The organism is Scandinavium sp. M-37 (assembly GCF_043558715.1).
GTDB classification, from domain to species: domain Bacteria; phylum Pseudomonadota; class Gammaproteobacteria; order Enterobacterales; family Enterobacteriaceae; genus Scandinavium; species Scandinavium vulneris_A.
In genome coordinates, this window is the sequence record NZ_JBIGIN010000002.1 from 246,720 (window position 1) to 263,796 (window position 17,077).

The 17,077-nt window shown below is 55.7% G+C and carries 15 protein-coding genes; 8 read left to right on the top strand and 7 right to left on the bottom strand.

Annotated elements, in window-relative coordinates; all coding sequences use genetic code 11:
* Positions 1 to 9: 9 nt before the first annotated feature.
* Positions 10 to 1,683 (bottom strand): DUF3300 domain-containing protein, encoded by a 1,674-nt coding sequence (locus ACG0Z5_RS03075; RefSeq protein WP_394445270.1) that lies wholly within the window; start codon positions 1,681 to 1,683, stop codon positions 10 to 12.
* Positions 1,684 to 2,065: 382 nt separating this feature from the next.
* Here ACG0Z5_RS03075 and acnB point away from each other — a divergent pair, with 382 nt between their 5' ends.
* Together acnB and yacL are read left to right on the top strand one after the other, a co-directional pair.
* Complete coding sequence (gene acnB, locus ACG0Z5_RS03080; RefSeq protein ID WP_394445271.1) at positions 2,066 to 4,663, top strand: bifunctional aconitate hydratase 2/2-methylisocitrate dehydratase; 2,598 nt, start codon at positions 2,066 to 2,068, stop codon at positions 4,661 to 4,663.
* A gap of 139 nt (positions 4,664 to 4,802) precedes the next feature.
* The gene (gene yacL / locus ACG0Z5_RS03085) at positions 4,803 to 5,165 is read left to right on the top strand and encodes a protein YacL (protein ID WP_319628149.1); all 363 of its coding nucleotides are present in this window, start codon (positions 4,803 to 4,805) and stop codon (positions 5,163 to 5,165) included.
* A 39-nt stretch (positions 5,166 to 5,204) separates the two neighbouring features.
* Here yacL and speD read toward each other — a convergent pair whose 3' ends face one another.
* From speD to ACG0Z5_RS03100, 3 genes are read right to left on the bottom strand one after another with little or no spacing between them, the layout of a single operon-like run.
* The gene (speD, locus tag ACG0Z5_RS03090) at positions 5,205 to 5,999 is read right to left on the bottom strand and encodes an adenosylmethionine decarboxylase (RefSeq protein WP_319628148.1); all 795 of its coding nucleotides are present in this window, start codon (positions 5,997 to 5,999) and stop codon (positions 5,205 to 5,207) included.
* Positions 5,986 to 6,873, bottom strand: coding sequence for a polyamine aminopropyltransferase (gene speE / locus ACG0Z5_RS03095; RefSeq protein ID WP_394445272.1), 888 nt, complete (start codon positions 6,871 to 6,873; stop codon positions 5,986 to 5,988). Before speE ends, speD begins: the two co-directional genes overlap by 14 nt.
* A 57-nt stretch (positions 6,874 to 6,930) precedes the next feature.
* Complete coding sequence (locus ACG0Z5_RS03100; protein ID WP_394445273.1) at positions 6,931 to 7,278, bottom strand: YacC family pilotin-like protein; 348 nt, start codon at positions 7,276 to 7,278, stop codon at positions 6,931 to 6,933.
* Positions 7,279 to 7,423: 145 nt separating this feature from the next.
* Here ACG0Z5_RS03100 and cueO point away from each other — a divergent pair, with 145 nt between their 5' ends.
* Entirely contained in the window at positions 7,424 to 9,010 is a 1,587-nt protein-coding gene (gene cueO, locus ACG0Z5_RS03105) for a multicopper oxidase CueO (protein ID WP_394445274.1), read from the top strand.
* A gap of 92 nt (positions 9,011 to 9,102) precedes the next feature.
* Here the strand turns inward: cueO and ACG0Z5_RS03110 are convergent, their stop codons facing one another.
* Positions 9,103 to 11,493 carry a glucose/quinate/shikimate family membrane-bound PQQ-dependent dehydrogenase gene (locus ACG0Z5_RS03110; RefSeq protein ID WP_394445275.1) on the bottom strand — a complete coding sequence of 797 codons (2,391 nt, stop codon included), beginning with the start codon at positions 11,491 to 11,493 and terminating at the stop codon, positions 9,103 to 9,105.
* A gap of 205 nt (positions 11,494 to 11,698) precedes the next feature.
* Here ACG0Z5_RS03110 and hpt point away from each other — a divergent pair, with 205 nt between their 5' ends.
* Positions 11,699 to 12,235 (top strand): hypoxanthine phosphoribosyltransferase, encoded by a 537-nt coding sequence (gene hpt / locus ACG0Z5_RS03115; protein WP_394445276.1) that lies wholly within the window; start codon positions 11,699 to 11,701, stop codon positions 12,233 to 12,235.
* A 36-nt stretch (positions 12,236 to 12,271) separates the two neighbouring features.
* Here hpt and can read toward each other — a convergent pair whose 3' ends face one another.
* Positions 12,272 to 12,934, bottom strand: coding sequence for a carbonate dehydratase (gene can / locus ACG0Z5_RS03120; protein WP_394445277.1), 663 nt, complete (start codon positions 12,932 to 12,934; stop codon positions 12,272 to 12,274).
* Positions 12,935 to 13,039: 105 nt separating this feature from the next.
* Here can and ACG0Z5_RS03125 point away from each other — a divergent pair, with 105 nt between their 5' ends.
* From ACG0Z5_RS03125 to ACG0Z5_RS03140, 4 genes are all read left to right on the top strand, one after another.
* Positions 13,040 to 13,966 carry an ABC transporter ATP-binding protein gene (locus ACG0Z5_RS03125; protein WP_394445278.1) on the top strand — a complete coding sequence of 309 codons (927 nt, stop codon included), beginning with the start codon at positions 13,040 to 13,042 and terminating at the stop codon, positions 13,964 to 13,966.
* Positions 13,963 to 14,733 carry an ABC transporter permease gene (locus ACG0Z5_RS03130; RefSeq protein WP_394445280.1) on the top strand — a complete coding sequence of 257 codons (771 nt, stop codon included), beginning with the start codon at positions 13,963 to 13,965 and terminating at the stop codon, positions 14,731 to 14,733. Before ACG0Z5_RS03125 ends, ACG0Z5_RS03130 begins: the two co-directional genes overlap by 4 nt.
* Positions 14,734 to 14,845: 112 nt before the next feature.
* Positions 14,846 to 15,286: a PTS sugar transporter subunit IIA gene (locus ACG0Z5_RS03135; protein WP_394445281.1), complete on the top strand. Its 441-nt coding sequence runs from the start codon at positions 14,846 to 14,848 to the stop codon at positions 15,284 to 15,286.
* A gap of 62 nt (positions 15,287 to 15,348) precedes the next feature.
* Positions 15,349 to 16,596, top strand: a complete 1,248-nt coding sequence (locus ACG0Z5_RS03140; protein ID WP_394445282.1) for a polysaccharide deacetylase family protein — start codon at positions 15,349 to 15,351, stop codon at positions 16,594 to 16,596.
* A gap of 3 nt (positions 16,597 to 16,599) precedes the next feature.
* Here the strand turns inward: ACG0Z5_RS03140 and panD are convergent, their stop codons facing one another.
* The gene (gene panD, locus ACG0Z5_RS03145) at positions 16,600 to 16,980 is read right to left on the bottom strand and encodes an aspartate 1-decarboxylase (RefSeq protein ID WP_159770969.1); all 381 of its coding nucleotides are present in this window, start codon (positions 16,978 to 16,980) and stop codon (positions 16,600 to 16,602) included.
* Between the last annotated feature and the right edge of the window lie 97 nt (positions 16,981 to 17,077).

Here is a 17,077-nt window from a genome sequence, read left to right on the forward strand (position 1 = left end):
AGCTGCTCCTTAGCGGTGACGCAGTTCGCGGTGTTGAGAGACATTACGCTGGACTGCCGCGCGCTGATTGCTGTCGAGATGCGCGGAATTGCGGCTTTGCGTTCCCCGCTGGCGCTGGGCTTCCCACGACGGCGAACGGCTGTCGTTGCCACTCAGGGCGTTGGAGCGTAATTTTTGCGCCTGCTGCTGGCGTTGCTGATGCTGTTGCGGCGTCACCGAGGCCCGATGCTGCTGTACCTGTGATTTCGCTGCTTCACGGTGTTGTTGCTGCTGCGCAGTAGGATTCTGCGCTCGGGATTTCACTTCCTGGCGGTGCTGTTGCTGTTGTGCCGTCGGATGCTGTACTCGGTTTTTCGCCGCCGCCCGGTGCTCTGGCGTGTCATAGCCCCGGTAGTTACTCCGCTGGGTAATTTTGTTGAGCTGCTGCGACGCGGCCTGGCGCTGGACGTCACGATTGCCCGCTTTGGCTGCCACACCGCCCGCAGTCAGACCTGCGGCCGCGCCGTTGTGGGTGCGCTGCTGGAACTGATCCAGCGCTGCCTGGCGCTGATCGGTCCGGTTGGCTGGCGCGTGCTGGGTGGCACTCAGACCGCCGGAAACGTTAGTCTGATGGAAACGCTGAGCCACGTTGTTGTTCGGGTACGGTACGTTGTTTCGGAACGTCGGGTTGTGCTGCCAGTTCAGGTTTTTACCGTCTAAATGCTGATTACTGAAGTGGTTATAGTTGTTGACGTCGATATCGATGTTGTTATTTCCGCCGCCGTGATAGCCCCCGCGATCCCAGTCATCGTCATGATGATGGTAGTCGTCGTCCCAGTCGATGCTGCTGAACAGCGCCCAGGTGGTCGCCACGCCCAGGCTGTATCCGAGGCCATTCATATAGCTGTTGGTGAACTGCTGGCCCGGTGTCGGCGGTAAATAGACTGGCGGGTAAGAGGTATTCGGCCAGGTGCCGTACACCGTGTTTGGGTTATAGGTCGGAACATACACCACGTTCGGGTCGGCGGATTCGATCTTGATAATTTGCGTAGTCGGGGCCGGTTCAACCACCGTAGTGGTGCTAGTGTTGTTGGTTGTGGCGGGTGGCGGCGCGATGGTGGTGGTGGTCACTTTCTGCTGCGGCGACGATTTCAGCGTCCCGGTTTGCTGCGCCACTGCCCGGAGCTTTTGCACTGAGTCCATCACGTCCTGCGGCTGGGCCAGAAACGCGTTGCCCAAGTCCTGCACCCACTGCGGATTTTCACCCATCAGCGACAGCAGCGCCGGGAAGGCGACCAGCGATTTCACGCTCGGATCCCACGGCTGGCTGGCGACGGCCTGCACGGCGGGATCGCCCTGCATGGTTGGATTATCTTGCGACCATTGTACCGCTTGCAGAACGTTGCTCGGGTAGGTTGAGGCCATCAGCACCTGCGACAATAAATTGTCCGGATAGAGCGCGACAGGCGCTACCCACTGATCGATTTGCGCGGCGGTATAGGTCGTGGCAACCGGTTGAGCACCGACGGGTGCAGGGACAGGTGTTGCTGGAGTCGCTGGTGCAGCGGCAACCGGTTGGGCGACAGGGGTGGGCGCGGGAGGCGTTTCGGCGGCCCGGCTTTTAACATACAAAGTACCCGAGGCGGCTAACAGCCCGGCGCTACAAATCAGCGCAAGGATATGGGGCTTGAAAGGCAACGTCATTTTGATCTCCTGGCGCAAAAAATTTTGGCCTGTGTCAGAGAGTATTGCCGAAAATGGCAACCATGCCGCGAGTATAGGCAGACTTATTTTTTGTTTTTGACTTATGTGGTGATTTCACACATTGGTACGATTCCGTAGGAAAGATTACCCCGTCAAAAAGCCTTTAAGACTGCATCATGCTGGCCTTAACGATTCAGCAAAATTTTAATGTTGCTTTTTTGTAAACAGATTAACACCCCCCCTAAATCCTGCTATGCTGCCCGACGCGGTATCGGGCAAAGTACCCTACTAACTGCTGTCTCACAGGAGCGTGAAGAGAACGCCGGCCGCATGCACATTGTGATCATGTGCATTACGATAATGAGAGCGAGGAGATACCGTCGTGCTAGAAGAATACCGTAAGCACGTAGCTGAGCGTGCCGCCGAGGGGATTGTTGCAAAACCTTTAGATGCAACCCAAATGGCCGCACTCGTCGAGCTGCTGAAAGCACCGCCCGCGGGCGAAGAAGAATTCCTGTTAGACCTGCTGATTAACCGTGTACCGCCAGGCGTTGATGAAGCCGCCTATGTTAAAGCCGGTTTCCTTGCCGCTGTCGCCAAAGGCGAAGCAACCTCCCCACTGGTGTCCCCTGAAAAAGCTATCGAACTGCTGGGCACCATGCAGGGCGGCTACAATATTCATCCGCTGATCGACGCGCTGGACAGCGCAACTCTGGCTCCAATTGCAGCCAAAGCCCTGTCTCATACCCTGCTGATGTTCGATAACTTCTACGACGTGGAAGAGAAAGCGAAAGCGGGCAACACCTACGCCAAACAGGTGATGCAATCCTGGGCCGATGCCGAATGGTTTACCAGCCGTCCGCAGCTGGCTGAAAAAATCACCGTCACCGTGTTCAAAGTCACCGGTGAAACCAACACCGATGACCTGTCCCCGGCACCGGATGCCTGGTCTCGTCCGGATATCCCCCTGCACGCCCTGGCGATGCTGAAAAACGCCCGTGAAGGCATTGAGCCGGATCAGCCGGGCAGCGTTGGCCCTATCAAACAAATCGAAGAGCTGAACAAAAAAGGCTTCCCGCTGGCCTACGTCGGTGACGTCGTCGGGACCGGTTCTTCGCGTAAATCCGCCACCAACTCCGTACTGTGGTTCATGGGCGACGACATTCCGCACGTGCCGAACAAGCGCGGCGGTGGTCTGGTTCTCGGCGGTAAAATCGCACCAATCTTCTTCAATACCATGGAAGATGCGGGCGCGCTGCCAATTGAAGTGGACGTGAACAACCTGAACATGGGCGACGTTATCGACGTTTACCCGTTCAAGGGCGAAGTGCGTAACCACGAAACCAACGAACTGCTGGCGAGCTTTGAGCTGAAAACCGACGTGCTGATCGACGAAGTGCGCGCCGGGGGCCGTATTCCGCTGATCATTGGCCGCGGTCTGACCACCAAAGCGCGTGAAGCGATGGGCCTGCCGCACAGCGACGTGTTCCGTCATGCGAAAGATGTGGCAGAAAGCACCCGCGGTTACTCTCTGGCGCAGAAAATGGTTGGTCGCGCCTGCGGCGTAGCCGGTGTGCGTCCAGGCGCTTACTGCGAACCGAAAATGACCTCTGTCGGTTCTCAGGATACCACCGGTCCAATGACCCGTGATGAACTGAAAGACCTGGCGTGCCTGGGCTTCTCGGCAGATTTGGTGATGCAGTCCTTCTGCCATACCGCCGCCTATCCGAAGCCGGTTGACGTGAGTACGCATCACACTCTGCCAGACTTCATCATGAACCGTGGCGGCGTGTCCCTGCGTCCGGGTGACGGCGTTATCCACTCGTGGCTGAACCGTATGCTGCTCCCGGATACCGTGGGCACCGGTGGTGACTCCCACACCCGTTTCCCGATTGGCATCTCCTTCCCGGCGGGCTCTGGCCTGGTGGCATTTGCCGCCGCGACCGGCGTAATGCCGCTCGACATGCCGGAATCCGTGCTGGTGCGCTTCAAAGGTAAAATGCAGCCGGGTATCACCCTGCGTGACCTCGTGCATGCCATTCCGCTGTACGCTATCAAGCAAGGTCTGCTGACCGTAGAGAAGAAAGGCAAGAAGAACATCTTCTCTGGCCGCATTCTTGAAATCGAAGGCCTGCCGGATCTGAAAGTCGAACAGGCGTTCGAACTGACCGATGCGTCGGCTGAACGTTCTGCGGCGGGCTGTACCATCAAGCTGAATCAGGCACCGATCGAAGAGTATCTCAACTCTAACATCGTCCTGCTGAAGTGGATGATTGCAGAAGGCTACGGCGACCGTCGTACCCTGGAGCGTCGTATTCAGGGGATGGAAAAATGGCTGGCGGATCCACAGCTGCTCGAAGCCGATGCTGACGCAGAATACGCGGCGGTGATCGACATCGATCTGGCCGATATCAAAGAGCCAATCCTGTGTGCACCGAACGATCCGGACGATGCGCGTCTGCTGTCCGACGTTCAGGGCGATAAGATTGACGAAGTGTTTATCGGTTCGTGCATGACCAACATCGGTCACTTCCGTGCGGCGGGTAAACTGCTGGATACCCATAAAGGCCAGTTGCCAACCCGTCTGTGGGTAGCCCCGCCGACCCGTATGGATGCCGCACAGCTGACGGAAGAGGGCTACTACAGCGTCTTCGGTAAGAGCGGCGCACGTATCGAGATCCCGGGTTGCTCCCTGTGCATGGGTAACCAGGCGCGTGTGGCGGACGGTTCAACGGTGGTTTCCACCTCGACCCGTAACTTCCCGAACCGTCTGGGTACGGGCGCTAACGTATACCTGGCATCTGCTGAACTGGCGGCCGTTGCGGCGCTGATTGGCAAACTGCCAACGCCGGATGAGTATCAGACCTTCATGGCGCAGGTCGATAAGACTGCGGTGGATACCTACCGTTATCTGAACTTCGATAAGCTTTCTCAGTACACCGAGAAAGCAGACGGCGTGATTTTCCAGACCGCAGTATAAAAGCTAACCCTCTCCCGCCCGGGAGAGGGTTTTATTTCCATTCTTCACCTCTACCACGCTTTTTTTCTCCTCCCTAACTGCGATAATTACCTCAGGTGCAATGCAGCGGTGACGCGTTGCCGTTTACGAGGAACACACTATGGATTACGAATTTCTGCGCGACATTACCGGAGGCGTAAAAGTGCGGATGTCGATGGGCCACGAGGCCGTCGGACACTGGTTCAATGAAGAGGTGAAAGACAACCTCGCGCTACTGGATGAGGTTGAACAAGCGGCTCAGACGGTGAAAGGCACTGAACGATCCTGGCAACGAACGGGCCATGAGTACACGGTCTGGATGGACGGTGAAGAAGTGATGGTGCGCGCCAATCAGCTGGAAATTTCCGGCGATGAAATGGAAGAAGGGATGAGCTACTACGACGAGGAAAGCCTGTCGATGTGTGGCGTAGAAGACTTTCTGCAGGTGGTGGCGGCTTACCGCGAGTTCATCAATCAAAAGTAAAGTGCATGACCGGGCGGAGCGTCCCTGCTCCGTGATGGCTTAAACGGCCGGCATATTACGGCCGGAGTAGATTTCGCGCATCTCTTTCCAGAGCAGGTCGGTAATGGCCTTCCGCTCTTCCTCACTCAAGTCTTCCGGTTGGGTATGGAACATGTAGTGTTTCAGGTCGAATTCCTTCAGCAACATCTTGGTATGGAAGATGTTCTCCTGATATACATTCACATCCAGCATGTCATACAGCGCCTTCATGTCATCAGACATAAAGTTCTGAATAGAGTTAATTTCGTGATCGATAAAGTGCTTCATGCCGTTCACGTCGCGGGTAAAACCACGCACGCGATAATCGATGGTTACGATATCTGACTCCAACTGGTGGATCAGGTAATTCAGCGCGTTCAGCGGAGAAATCACCCCGCAGGTCGAGACTTCGATATCGGCGCGGAAGGTACACAGGCCGCCTTCAGGATGACTTTCCGGATAGGTATGCACGCAGATATGGCTTTTATCGAGATGGGCGACCACGGCTTCCGGCAGCGGGCCCGGATGTTCAGTGGTGTCGATAAGTTTCGGGTCAACCGGTTCTTCGCTCACCAGAATGGTGACGCTGGCGCCCTGGGGCTCGTAATCCTGACGCGCGATATTGAGAATATTGGCGCCGATAATCGAGCAGGTCTCTGACAGGATTTCGGTCAGACGGTTGGCGTTATAGAGTTCATCGATATAGGCGATATAACCATCGCGCTCTTCTGCCGTTTTCACGTAGCAGATATCGTAAATACAAAAACTCAGGCTTTTGGTCAGGTTGTTAAAGCCATGCAGTTTAAGCTTTTTCAATTGGGGTCACCTCCTCGGTCGCAGACAGGGCGTTCTGCAGATATTGCGGTAAGGCAAAGGCCGCGGTATGGATAGCCGGATTATAGTAGCGGCAGGTCAAACTGGCCTGATGGAAACGGGCCTGGATAATCTCAGTTGAGAGATGACGCAACGCTTCGTTGTCCGTCGCCCAGGCGAAGGTCATGATGCCGCCATAATAGGTTGGGATAGCCGCCTGATAGAAGCTCACATCGCCAAAGTAGTGGCTAAGCTTGCGGTGACTGTCGAGCGCTTCGTCCTGTTGCAGGAAGCACACGCCGTTCTGCGCCACGAAAATCCCGCCCGGATTCAGGCAGCGTTTACAGCCTTCATAGAACGCCGAGGTAAACAGGCTTTCGCCCGGCCCGATCGGGTCGGTGCAGTCGGAGATAATCACGTCAAACGTTTGCGTCGTCTGGTTAACAAAATTGACGCCGTCGTCAATCACCAGCGTGAAGCGCGGATCGTCGTAGCTACCGGCATTATGATTCGGCAAATACTGACGACAGAAGGAGACCACGCCCGCATCGATTTCCACCATGGTAATGGTCTCGATGTTTTTGTGGCGGCTCACTTCGCGTAGCATCGCGCCGTCGCCGCCGCCGATAATCAGCACGTGTTTGGCATGACCGTGGGCTAGCAGGGGAACGTGAGTCATCATCTCGTGATAGATAAACTCATCGCGTTCGGTGGTTTGCACCACGCCGTCCAGCGCCATCACGCGCCCGAATGCGGCGTTCTCGAAGATAATCAAATCCTGATGATCGGTCTTCTCGTGATACAGCACCTTCTCAACGGCAAAGTATTGACCAAATTGGTCGTGCAGCGTTTCATGCCACAGGGTGTTGTCAGCCATGGGGGAATACCTCCTTCATGACCGCCGATGCACGGTCATTATTTCAACTGCAAGGGGTTACTTGACGTAGGCAAGCAGGCTCAGGGAATCGCGAGCCAGCGCTTTGCACTTTTTGGAAGTCGGGATGCTGATGCCGCTCAAATCGCGATAGCTGTCTTCGCCGAGCGCCTTCATGTTAAAGGTGTCGTAGTTGCTGAGATCCCACTGATTTTGCTGGGCAAAAAAGACCAAAGCACGACGAATTTGCTGGTTCGGCAGATTCTGGTAGCCACAGTCGTTTTTCAGGAACACAAATACCGCCGTCAGATCGGCCATATCTTCGGCCTCGGATTCGCTCAATGCGTAGCTGTTAGAGGAGATAGCAAGCAGCGTTCCGAGTACCACAGTTCTAAAAAACGTCTTCATTTTAGTTACCAATGCATCCACGAAATTCAACGTTAGCACACTTCTAAAAGGCGCGCAGGGCTTATTTAGAGGGATTATGCTTGACCTTCCGGTAAGGGAAAGGTTTAAGCTCAATAATTCGCCTGCAGACGCAAAGGGAGTGAAGATGCAACGTCGTGAATTTATCAAATTAGCCACCGCTGTTGGGGTTGCCAGCGCCTTACCGTTATGGAGTCGGAGTGTACTGGCGGCCGAGCGCCCCGCACTACCGATCCCGGGTTTACTCACCGCGGATTCCCGTGGCCGTATCGCCTTGACGGTACAAAGCGGTAAGAGCCAGTTTGGCCCGCACACGGCCACCACATGGGGTTACAACGGCAATCTGCTGGGTCCCGCGCTGCAGCTGCAGCAGGGCAAAGCGGTCACCGTGGATATCCACAACCAGCTCGCCGAAGAGACCACGGTTCACTGGCACGGGCTGGAGATCCCCGGCGATGTCGACGGTGGCCCACAGGGAATTATCAAGCCTGGGGCCAGCCGCTCCGTGACCTTTACCCCGACCCAGCAGGCCGCCACCTGTTGGTTCCATCCACACCAGCACGGTAAAACCGGCCATCAGGTGGCGATGGGGCTGGCGGGGTTGGTGCTCATCGAAGATCCGCACATTCATTCGCTGCTGCTGCCTAAGCAGTGGGGTATCGACGATGTGCCGGTCATCATTCAGGACAAGCGCTTCAGCGCCGACGGCCAGATTGATTATCAGTTGGATATCATGAGCGCGGCGGTTGGTTGGTTTGGCGACACGCTCCTGACCAACGGCGCGATTTATCCGCAGCATACTCCGCCGAGAGGCTGGCTGCGTCTGCGTCTGCTCAATGGCTGTAACGCCCGGTCGCTCAATCTGGCGACCAGCGATAACCGCCCGTTATATGTGATTGCCAGTGACGGCGGCCTGTTGGCCGAGCCGGTGAAGCTGTCTGAACTGCCGATGCTGATGGGCGAGCGCTTTGAGGTGCTGGTGGATACCCGCGATGGCAAACCGTTTGACCTGGTGATGCTGCCGGTGAACCAGATGGGCATGGCGGTTGCGCCGTTCGATAAAGCCTATCCGGTGATGCGCATTCAGCCGGTGCACATTCCGGCCTCTGCCACGCTGCCGGATACGCTTGCCACGCTGCCTGCGCTACCGTCTCTCGAGGGCCTGACGCAGCGTAAATTCCAGCTGTCGATGGACCCGATGCTCGACATGATGGGGATGCAGGCGCTGATGAAGAAATACGGCAAACAGGCGATGGGTGGCATGGACCATGGGCAGATGATGGGCCACGGCAATATGCAGATGGGCGGAGAAATGGGCGGCATGGATCACGGCAATATGGGCCATATGAATCATGGTGCTCAGGGCTTCGATTTCCACAATGCCAACCGGATCAACGGCCAGGCATTCGACATGAACAAGCCGATGTTCGCCGCCAGCCGGGGTCAGTTCGAGCGCTGGACGATTTCAGGCGAAGGCGACATGATGCTGCACCCGTTCCATATTCACGGCACCCAGTTCCGCATTCTGTCGGAAAATGGCAAACCGCCAGCGGCCCATCGGGCAGGCTGGAAGGATACGGTACGTGTGGAAGGCGCGGTCAGTGAAGTACTGGTGAAGTTTGATCATCAAGCGTCGAAGGACCATGCCTATATGGCACATTGCCATCTGTTAGAGCATGAGGATACGGGGATGATGCTTGGATTTACGGTGTAAATGACCCTCACCCCGGCCCTCTCCCTAAAAGTGAGAGGGCGAAAATAATCCCCTCGCCCCTTTGGGGAGAGGGTTAGGGTGAGGGGTTATTTTTACTTCGCGTCGTCCGGTAACGCGTAGGCCACAATGTAGTCGCCCATCTTCGTACCAAACGAACCGTGACCACCAGCGGAGATGACAACGTACTGCTTGCCATTCACTTCATAGGTCATCGGTGTCGCCTGTCCACCGGCTGGCAGACGCCCTTCCCACAGCTTATCGCCGTTGGTCATGTTGTAGGCACGCAGATAGTTATCCGCAGTGGCAGCAACAAACAGCACGTTACCGGCGGTGGAAATCGGGCCACCCAGCATTGGCATCCCCAGATTGAATGGCAGTTTAAACGGCATTGGGAAGCCCAGGCTGTCCTGCGGCGTACCGATACGTTTTTTCCATGCGATCTGGTTAGTTTTCAGGTCCAGGGCGGAGATATAACCCCAGCCTGGCTGTTTACACGGCAGGCCAAACGGTGACAGGAACGGGTTCAGCGTCACGCCATACGGCACGCCGTACTGTGGCTGAATGCCGGTTTCAGTACCGGAGCCTTTCGCATCAGTCGGTTGTTCCATCGGGTTACCCGGACCGCGCGGCATCAGACGGGAAACGAACGGCAGAGCGATCGGGTTAGCGATAGCCACCTGACGGTTCGGGTCAACGGAAATCCCACCCCATTCGAACATCCCCAGGTTACCCGGGAACACCAGCGTGCCCTGCTCAGACGGTGGCGTGAAGATGCCCTCGTAGCGCAGTTGATGGAACATCACACGGCACACCAGCTGGTCGAACATGGTGGCACCCCACATGTCCGCGCCGCTCATGTCTTTCTTCGGCCGGAAGGAGAGGTCAGAGAACGGCTGAGTTGGGCTCAGACGGTCGCCTTTTGCAGGGCCCTGTGGAACCGGTTTTTCTGGCGCTGGCACAACGAGTTCGCCGTTACGACGGTCGAGCACGAAGATGTTGCCAGTTTTCGCCGGGGCGTAAACCACCGGTACGGTTTTGCCGTCAACGGTGATATCCGCCAGCGTCGGCTGTGACGGATGGTCCATATCCCAGAGATCGTGATGAACGGTCTGGTAACTCCAGGCCAGCTTACCGGTGGTCGCATTCAGCGCCACGATAGAGTTGGCATAGCGTTCCTGCTCCGGCGTGCGATTGCCGCCCCAGATATCCGGAGTGGAGACGCCCATCGGCAGATACACCAGATCCAGCTTCGCGTCATAGGCGGCAGGCGCCCAGGAGTTCGGCGAGTTCAGGCTGAATTTGTGCTCGTCATTCGGGATAGCGTTAGGATCTTTCGCACCCGGATCAAAGGCCCACAGCAGTTTACCGGTGTTCACGTCGAAACCACGGATCACACCAGACGCTTCACGGGTCGAGAAGTTATCGGTCACGGAACCGGCGATGACGATGGTGGTATCGGTCACGATTGGCGGCGACGTCGGCTCGTACATGCCCGGCGTAGTGACCGGCTGGTTAGTCTGCAGATTCAGCACGCCTTTGTTGCCAAAGCTTTCACACAGCTTGCCGTTATCGGCATTCAGCGCGAACAGACGACCGTCGTTCACCGGCAGCAGGATACGGCGCGGGCAGTCTGCAACGACATTCGCCGGGGCGCTATCCGCTTTCGCTTCGTGATAAGACACACCGCGGCACGTTACGTGCTGGAAGAAGGTGTTGGTATTGAGCTGCGGGTCGAAGTGCCATTTCTCTTTCCCGGTGGCCGCATCCAGAGCAAACAGACGCTGGTGCGCGGAACAGAGATACAGCATGTCGCCGACTTTAATTGGCGTCACTTCGTTAGTGATTTCACCCGGATCGTTCGGCTGCTTCAGATCGCCAGTCCGGAAGACCCAGGCTTCTTTCAGCTGATGAACGTTGTCGGCGTTGATTTGCTTCAGTGGAGACCAGCGCTGGCCTTCCTGATTACGACCATACGCAGGCCAGTCCTGATCGGCAACCTGAGAAATCGGGGTTGCTGGCGTCACGTCGGTGCTCAGCGTGCCGTTGATTTCCTGCGGATCGTGGAAGCCCGCCCAGGTCAGAATGCCCCCAGAAATCAGCAACACCACCACCAGGGCGGCAACAGCCCCGCTGGATGGCACAATCAGGCGACGCCAGACAAATGGCAGGATAAGCCAGATGCCGAAGAACACCAGAATGTCGCTGCGCGGCGTCAGTGCCCAGAAGTCGAAGCCGACTTCCCAGACGCCCCAAATCATGGTCACCAGCAGCACCAGCGCATACAGCCACAGGGCGGAACGCTTACCGCGCCACAGCATGGCGGTGACGGCCAGCATCACGAGTCCGACGATAGGGTAGTACCATGACCCGCCTAAGGAGACGAGCCAGACCCCACCGATTAAGAGATACAGCCCGCAAAAGGCTGCAAACAGCGCCGTCAGCTTCACCAGAAGCCCGGTCTGTTGTGGTTTTGTTTCTGCCATAGAAAGCACACCTGTATGTTGTTAATTTTTTAGTAGCAATTAATTATAGGATTTAACAAGTGTGATCGGAATCACAAATTGAGCTTTCTTATCTCATACACCCCATAAATGCTTTTGCTGGTATACTGCATGGCTTGCCGATCAACCGCGCAGGCACTGACCCGCGTGGTTGAAAGATTTACCCTGAAATCATATGGTTAGTGTTATGAAACATACTGTTGAAGTGATGATCCCGGAAGCGGAGATCAAAGCACGTATCGCCGAATTGGGCCGTCAAATTACCGAACATTATCAGGACAGCGGCAGCGATATGGTGCTGGTTGGCCTGCTGCGTGGCTCATTTATGTTCATGGCAGACCTGTGCCGTGAAGTGCACGTCTCCCATGAAGTCGATTTTATGACGGCTTCCAGCTACGGCAGCGGTATGTCGACCACTCGTGATGTGAAAATCCTTAAAGATCTCGATGAAGATATCCGCGGTAAAGATGTGCTGATTGTCGAAGACATCATCGACTCCGGGAACACGCTCTCTAAAGTGCGTGAAATCCTCAGCCTGCGTGGCCCGAAATCGCTGGCGATTTGCACCCTGCTGGATAAACCAGAGCGTCGTGAAGTTGAGGTGCCGGTCGAGTTTGTGGGCTTCTCGATTCCTGATGAATTCGTGGTGGGGTATGGAATTGATTACGCACAGCGTTATCGCCATCTGCCGTATGTCGGGAAAGTGGTGCCGCTCGACGAATAAAAAATTGCCCGGTGAGACCGGGCATTTTTTACTGATTTATTTGTGATTGATGTGGCGGGTATGGAGGTTGGAAATCGCTTTGCGGTAACCCTGCTCCAGGCTTTCGCGGTTGGTCGCGGTGACGTCGAGGTCACGCAGCAGGCCGTCGTGAATGCCGTAGGCCCAGCCGTGAATATTCACTTTCTGCCCGCGTTTCCAGGCGGACTGCATGATAGTCGAGTGGCCGAGGTTATAAACCTGCTCCATTACGTTCAGTTCGCACAGGGTATCGAGGCGACGATCCTGCGGCATTTCGCCAAGCAGGGAGCTGTGTTTGTACCAGATGTCGCGAATGTGGAGTAGCCAGTTGTCGATAAGCCCCAACTCCGGATTCTCAACCGCAGCCTGCACACCGCCGCAGCCGTAGTGACCGCAGATGATGATATGCTCGACTTCCAGTACATCTACTGCATACTGAACCACGGACAGGCAGTTTAGGTCGGTGTGAATCACCAGGTTTGCCACGTTACGGTGAACGAACAGTTCACCCGGCTCAAGACCCGTCAGACGTTCAGCAGGAACGCGACTGTCGGAGCATCCAATCCATAGAAAGCGCGGTTTCTGCGCCTTTGCCAGTTTCTCAAAGAAACCAGGATCCTCTTCATTCAGCATCTTTGACCATAGTGCATTATTGCTGATGAGTGTATCTATGTCGTTCATGGAAGTTAATGACCTGTAACCAAGTTAGTGCGTTGAGCTAATATAGGTCAACTCGGCTTTATTTAAAACCATACAACGATTGCAAGATTTTAAAAGAGACATTGAATGACCATTGCACTTGAATTGAAACAGCTTAAAAAGACCTATCCAGGCGGCGTTCAGGCGCTGCGTGGCATCGACTTGACGGTCGAAGCCGGGGACTTTTATGCGCTGCTGGGCCCCAACGGTGCGGGAAAATCCACGACAATCGGGATTATCAGCTCGCTGGTGAACAAAACCTCCGGTCAGGTGAACGTCTTTGGCTACGATCTGGCGAAAGACGTGGTTAACGCCAAGCGTCAGCTCGGGCTGGTGCCGCAGGAGTTCAACTTCAACCCGTTTGAAACGGTGCAGCAGATTGTCGTCAACCAGGCCGGTTACTACGGCGTTGAACGCAAAGAAGCGGTTGCCCGCAGCGAAAAATACCTGAAGCAGCTCGATCTGTGGGAAAAACGCAACGAACGTGCGCGGATGTTATCCGGCGGTATGAAGCGTCGTCTGATGATTGCTCGCGCGCTGATGCATGAGCCAAAACTGCTGATCCTTGATGAGCCAACGGCGGGCGTAGACATCGAACTGCGTCGTTCGATGTGGAGCTTCCTCAAAGATCTCAACGATAAAGGCACCACCATTATTCTCACCACCCACTATCTGGAAGAAGCAGAAATGCTGTGCCGTAACATCGGCATTATCCAGCACGGCGAGCTGGTGGAAAACACGTCGATGAAAAACCTGTTGTCGAAGCTGAAATCGGAAACCTTCATCCTCGACCTCGCGGCGAAAAGCCCGCTGCCGAAGCTGGACGGGTATCAGTACCGTCTGGTCGATACCTCCACGCTGGAAGTGGAAGTGCTGCGCGAGCAGGGAATTAACAGCGTCTTCGCACAGCTGAGTGAGCAGGGCGTGCAGGTATTGAGTATGCGTAACAAGGCTAACCGTCTGGAAGAGCTGTTCGTCACGCTGGTTCACACTAAGTCAGGAGAACGGGCATGATGCAGCTGTATTGGGTGGCGCTGAAAAGTATCTGGGCCAAAGAAATTAACCGCTTTATGCGGATCTGGGTTCAGACCCTTGTGCCACCGGTCATTACCATGACCCTCTATTTCATCATCTTCGGTAACCTGATTGGTTCTCGGATTGGCGAAATGCATGGCTTCACCTACATGCAGTTCATCGTACCGGGCCTGATCATGATGGCGGTGATCACCAACGCCTACGCCAACGTCGCCTCTTCGTTCTTCAGCGCCAAGTTCCAGCGCAACATTGAAGAGCTGCTGGTGGCCCCGGTGCCGACGCACGTAGTGATCGCCGGTTATGTCGGCGGCGGCGTGGCGCGCGGGCTGTGCGTCGGGGTGCTGGTCACCGCCATTTCGCTGTTCTTCGTCCCGTTCCAGGTACACTCCTGGCTGTTCGTTGGGCTGACCCTGCTGCTGACGGCTATCCTGTTCTCACTGGCGGGCCTGCTGAATGCGGTGTTTGCCAAAACGTTTGATGATATCAGCCTGATCCCGACCTTCGTGCTGACGCCGCTGACCTACCTCGGCGGGGTGTTCTATTCCCTGACGCTGCTGCCGCCGTTCTGGCAGGCGCTGTCGCATCTGAACCCGATTGTGTACATGATAAGCGGCTTCCGCTTCGGTTTCCTCGGTATCTCCGACGTGCCGCTGTTCACTACCGTTGGCGTACTGGTGGTATTTATCGTCGCGTTTTATGCTACCTGCTGGTACCTCATCCAGCGCGGTCGCGGGCTGCGTAGCTAAGCCTCTCTTTTGGCCGGGCCGCACTCTGCGCCCGGCCAACCAAACCTTGATCGATCGCACCCCTCCTCAACTTTCACTCCGCTAAACTACTTGCCTGCTTAGGAGCTGGACTATGTTGGGTTGGGTAATTACCTGTCATGACGATCGGGCGCAGGCGCTGCTGGATCAACTCGAAAAGAAGTATGGAACACTGCCCCAATGTCGGGCGGTGAGCTTTTGGCGTGGGCTTAGCACCAATATGCTCAGCCGAATGATGTGTGACGCCCTGCATGAAACCGACACCGGCGACGGAGTTATTTTTCTGACCGACAGCGCCGGGGATGCACCCTATCGCGTTGCCGCGCTGATGAGCCATAAACATACTCACTGTGAAGTCATCTCGGGCATCAGCTATCCGCTGATCGAGAGTATGCTGCCGCTGCGTGACACGCTCAGCAGCGAGGCGTTTCGCAATACGATCGTCGAGCGGGGTTCACCTGATGTCAGCAGCCTCTGGCACCAGCAGCAAAAAAATCCCCCGTTTGTTCTGCTGCATGACCTGTACGCGAATTAACCATTGGTATTGACCCTACTTTTGTTAAACTACCGCCTGATTTATCGCATCGGTTAGAGTGCATGTTGATTCGCGTTATCTTCTCCTTTTTGCTTTTTCTCTCCGGCAGTGTCTTCGCCAGTCTGCTGAGCCAGCATGGACAGCCTGTCCGCTATATGCAAACCACCGAAAACGCCATTATTTGGGCACAGGTGGGCAATGACGTGGTTACCGTTGGCAATGTGCGCGCCGGACAAATCCTCGCCGTGGTGCCTACGGATGCTGATTACGACGAATTTAGCTTTGGTTTTGGCACCGGCTTTATTGATAAAGGGCACCTCGAACCGGTGCAGGGCAGTCAGCAGGTAAAAGACAGCCTCGGTGATCTGAATAAGCCGCTGAGCAATCAGAATCTCATCACCTGGCGGGATACGCCGATGTACACCGCCCCGAATGTCAGCAGCGCCCCGTTTGGCGTGCTGGCCGCCAATCTGCGTTATCCGATTAGCAGCAAACTCCAGGACGGCCTGCATCAGACCTGGTATCAAATCCGCATCGGCAACCGGCTGGCGTGGGTCAGCAGCCTTGATGCCCAGCAGGACGACGGTATTCCCCTCCTGACCTACCATCACATTCTGCGCGACGAAGAGAACACCCGCTTCCGTCACACCTCCACCACCACCTCGGTACGCGCGTTCAGTAACCAGATGACCTGGCTGCGCGACAGGGATTACACCACCCTGACGATGTATCAGTTGGAAGGGTATATTCGCAATAAAATGAATTTGCCCGCCCGCGCGGTGGTGATCACCTTCGATGACGGCCTGAAGTCGGTCAATCGCTATGCGTACCCGGTGCTGAAAGAGTACGGTTTCAAGGCAACGGCATTTGTTATCTCGTCGCGTATTAAGCGCCATCCACAGAAGTGGGATCCGAGATCGCTACAGTTTATGAGCGTTTCAGAACTGGAACAGATTCAGGACGTGTTTGATGTGCAGTCGCACACCCACTTTTTGCATCGCGTGGACGGTCATCGGCAGCCGATATTGCTCAGCCGCAGTTATCACAACCTTCTGTTTGATTTCGAGCGTTCCCGCCGTGCGCTGAGCCAGTTCAATCCGCATGTGTTGTATTTGTCCTACCCGTTTGGCGGCTATAACACCGCGGCGTTGCAGGCAGCGAATGACGCCGGTTTTCATATGGCGGTGACAACGGTGAAAGGGAAGGTGAAACCGGGGGATAATCCGTTCTTACTCAAACGTCTGTATATCTTAAGAACGGATTCGTTAGACACCATGTCGCGGCTGATCAGCAATCAGCCGCAGGGGTAAGATTTACGCGACCTGAACCGGGATGGCTTTCGCCGTACGCTTCATCTCGTTATCGCCTTCAAAATAGGCCACGTTTGGACGCCAGGTGCGTGCCTCGGCGTCAGACATGGTGACGAAGCTGGCGATAATCACGATGTCGCCCACGTCAGCATTGTGTGCCGCCGCGCCGTTCACCGAGATGATTTTCGAGCCACGTTCTGCGGCAATCGCATAGGTGGAGAAACGCTTGCCGTTGTTCACATTCCAGATATCAATGGCTTCGTTTTCAAGAATACCGGCGGCGTCGAGGAAATCCTGGTCGATGGCGCAAGAGCCTTCATAATGCAGATCCGCATGAGTGACTTTCACGCGGTGAAGCTTGCCCTGCAGCATAGTGCGAATCATAACGTTACCTTTGTTGCTGTTTTCTCCCTCTCCGCTTAGGGAGAGGGTCGGAGTGAGGGGATATATTCACCAGAATGATGGCAGTATTGCCCGTTTC

What these genes read in the sequence shown, in the direction of transcription:
- ACG0Z5_RS03110 (WP_394445275.1), bottom strand. Translation starts at nt 11,493, where the DNA reads ATGGCAGAAACAAAACCACAACAGACCGGGCTTCTGGTGAAGCTGACG.
- ACG0Z5_RS03075 (WP_394445270.1), bottom strand. Translation starts at nt 1,683, where the DNA reads ATGACGTTGCCTTTCAAGCCCCATATCCTTGCGCTGATTTGTAGCGCC.
- ACG0Z5_RS03135 (WP_394445281.1), top strand. Translation starts at nt 14,846, where the DNA reads ATGTTGGGTTGGGTAATTACCTGTCATGACGATCGGGCGCAGGCGCTG.
- hpt (WP_394445276.1), top strand. Translation starts at nt 11,699, where the DNA reads ATGAAACATACTGTTGAAGTGATGATCCCGGAAGCGGAGATCAAAGCA.
- ACG0Z5_RS03100 (WP_394445273.1), bottom strand. Translation starts at nt 7,278, where the DNA reads ATGAAGACGTTTTTTAGAACTGTGGTACTCGGAACGCTGCTTGCTATC.
- ACG0Z5_RS03130 (WP_394445280.1), top strand. Translation starts at nt 13,963, where the DNA reads ATGATGCAGCTGTATTGGGTGGCGCTGAAAAGTATCTGGGCCAAAGAA.
- can (WP_394445277.1), bottom strand. Translation starts at nt 12,934, where the DNA reads ATGAACGACATAGATACACTCATCAGCAATAATGCACTATGGTCAAAG.
- ACG0Z5_RS03125 (WP_394445278.1), top strand. Translation starts at nt 13,040, where the DNA reads ATGACCATTGCACTTGAATTGAAACAGCTTAAAAAGACCTATCCAGGC.
- ACG0Z5_RS03140 (WP_394445282.1), top strand. Translation starts at nt 15,349, where the DNA reads ATGTTGATTCGCGTTATCTTCTCCTTTTTGCTTTTTCTCTCCGGCAGT.
- cueO (WP_394445274.1), top strand. Translation starts at nt 7,424, where the DNA reads ATGCAACGTCGTGAATTTATCAAATTAGCCACCGCTGTTGGGGTTGCC.
- speE (WP_394445272.1), bottom strand. Translation starts at nt 6,873, where the DNA reads ATGGCTGACAACACCCTGTGGCATGAAACGCTGCACGACCAATTTGGT.
- panD (WP_159770969.1), bottom strand. Translation starts at nt 16,980, where the DNA reads ATGATTCGCACTATGCTGCAGGGCAAGCTTCACCGCGTGAAAGTCACT.
- yacL (WP_319628149.1), top strand. Translation starts at nt 4,803, where the DNA reads ATGGATTACGAATTTCTGCGCGACATTACCGGAGGCGTAAAAGTGCGG.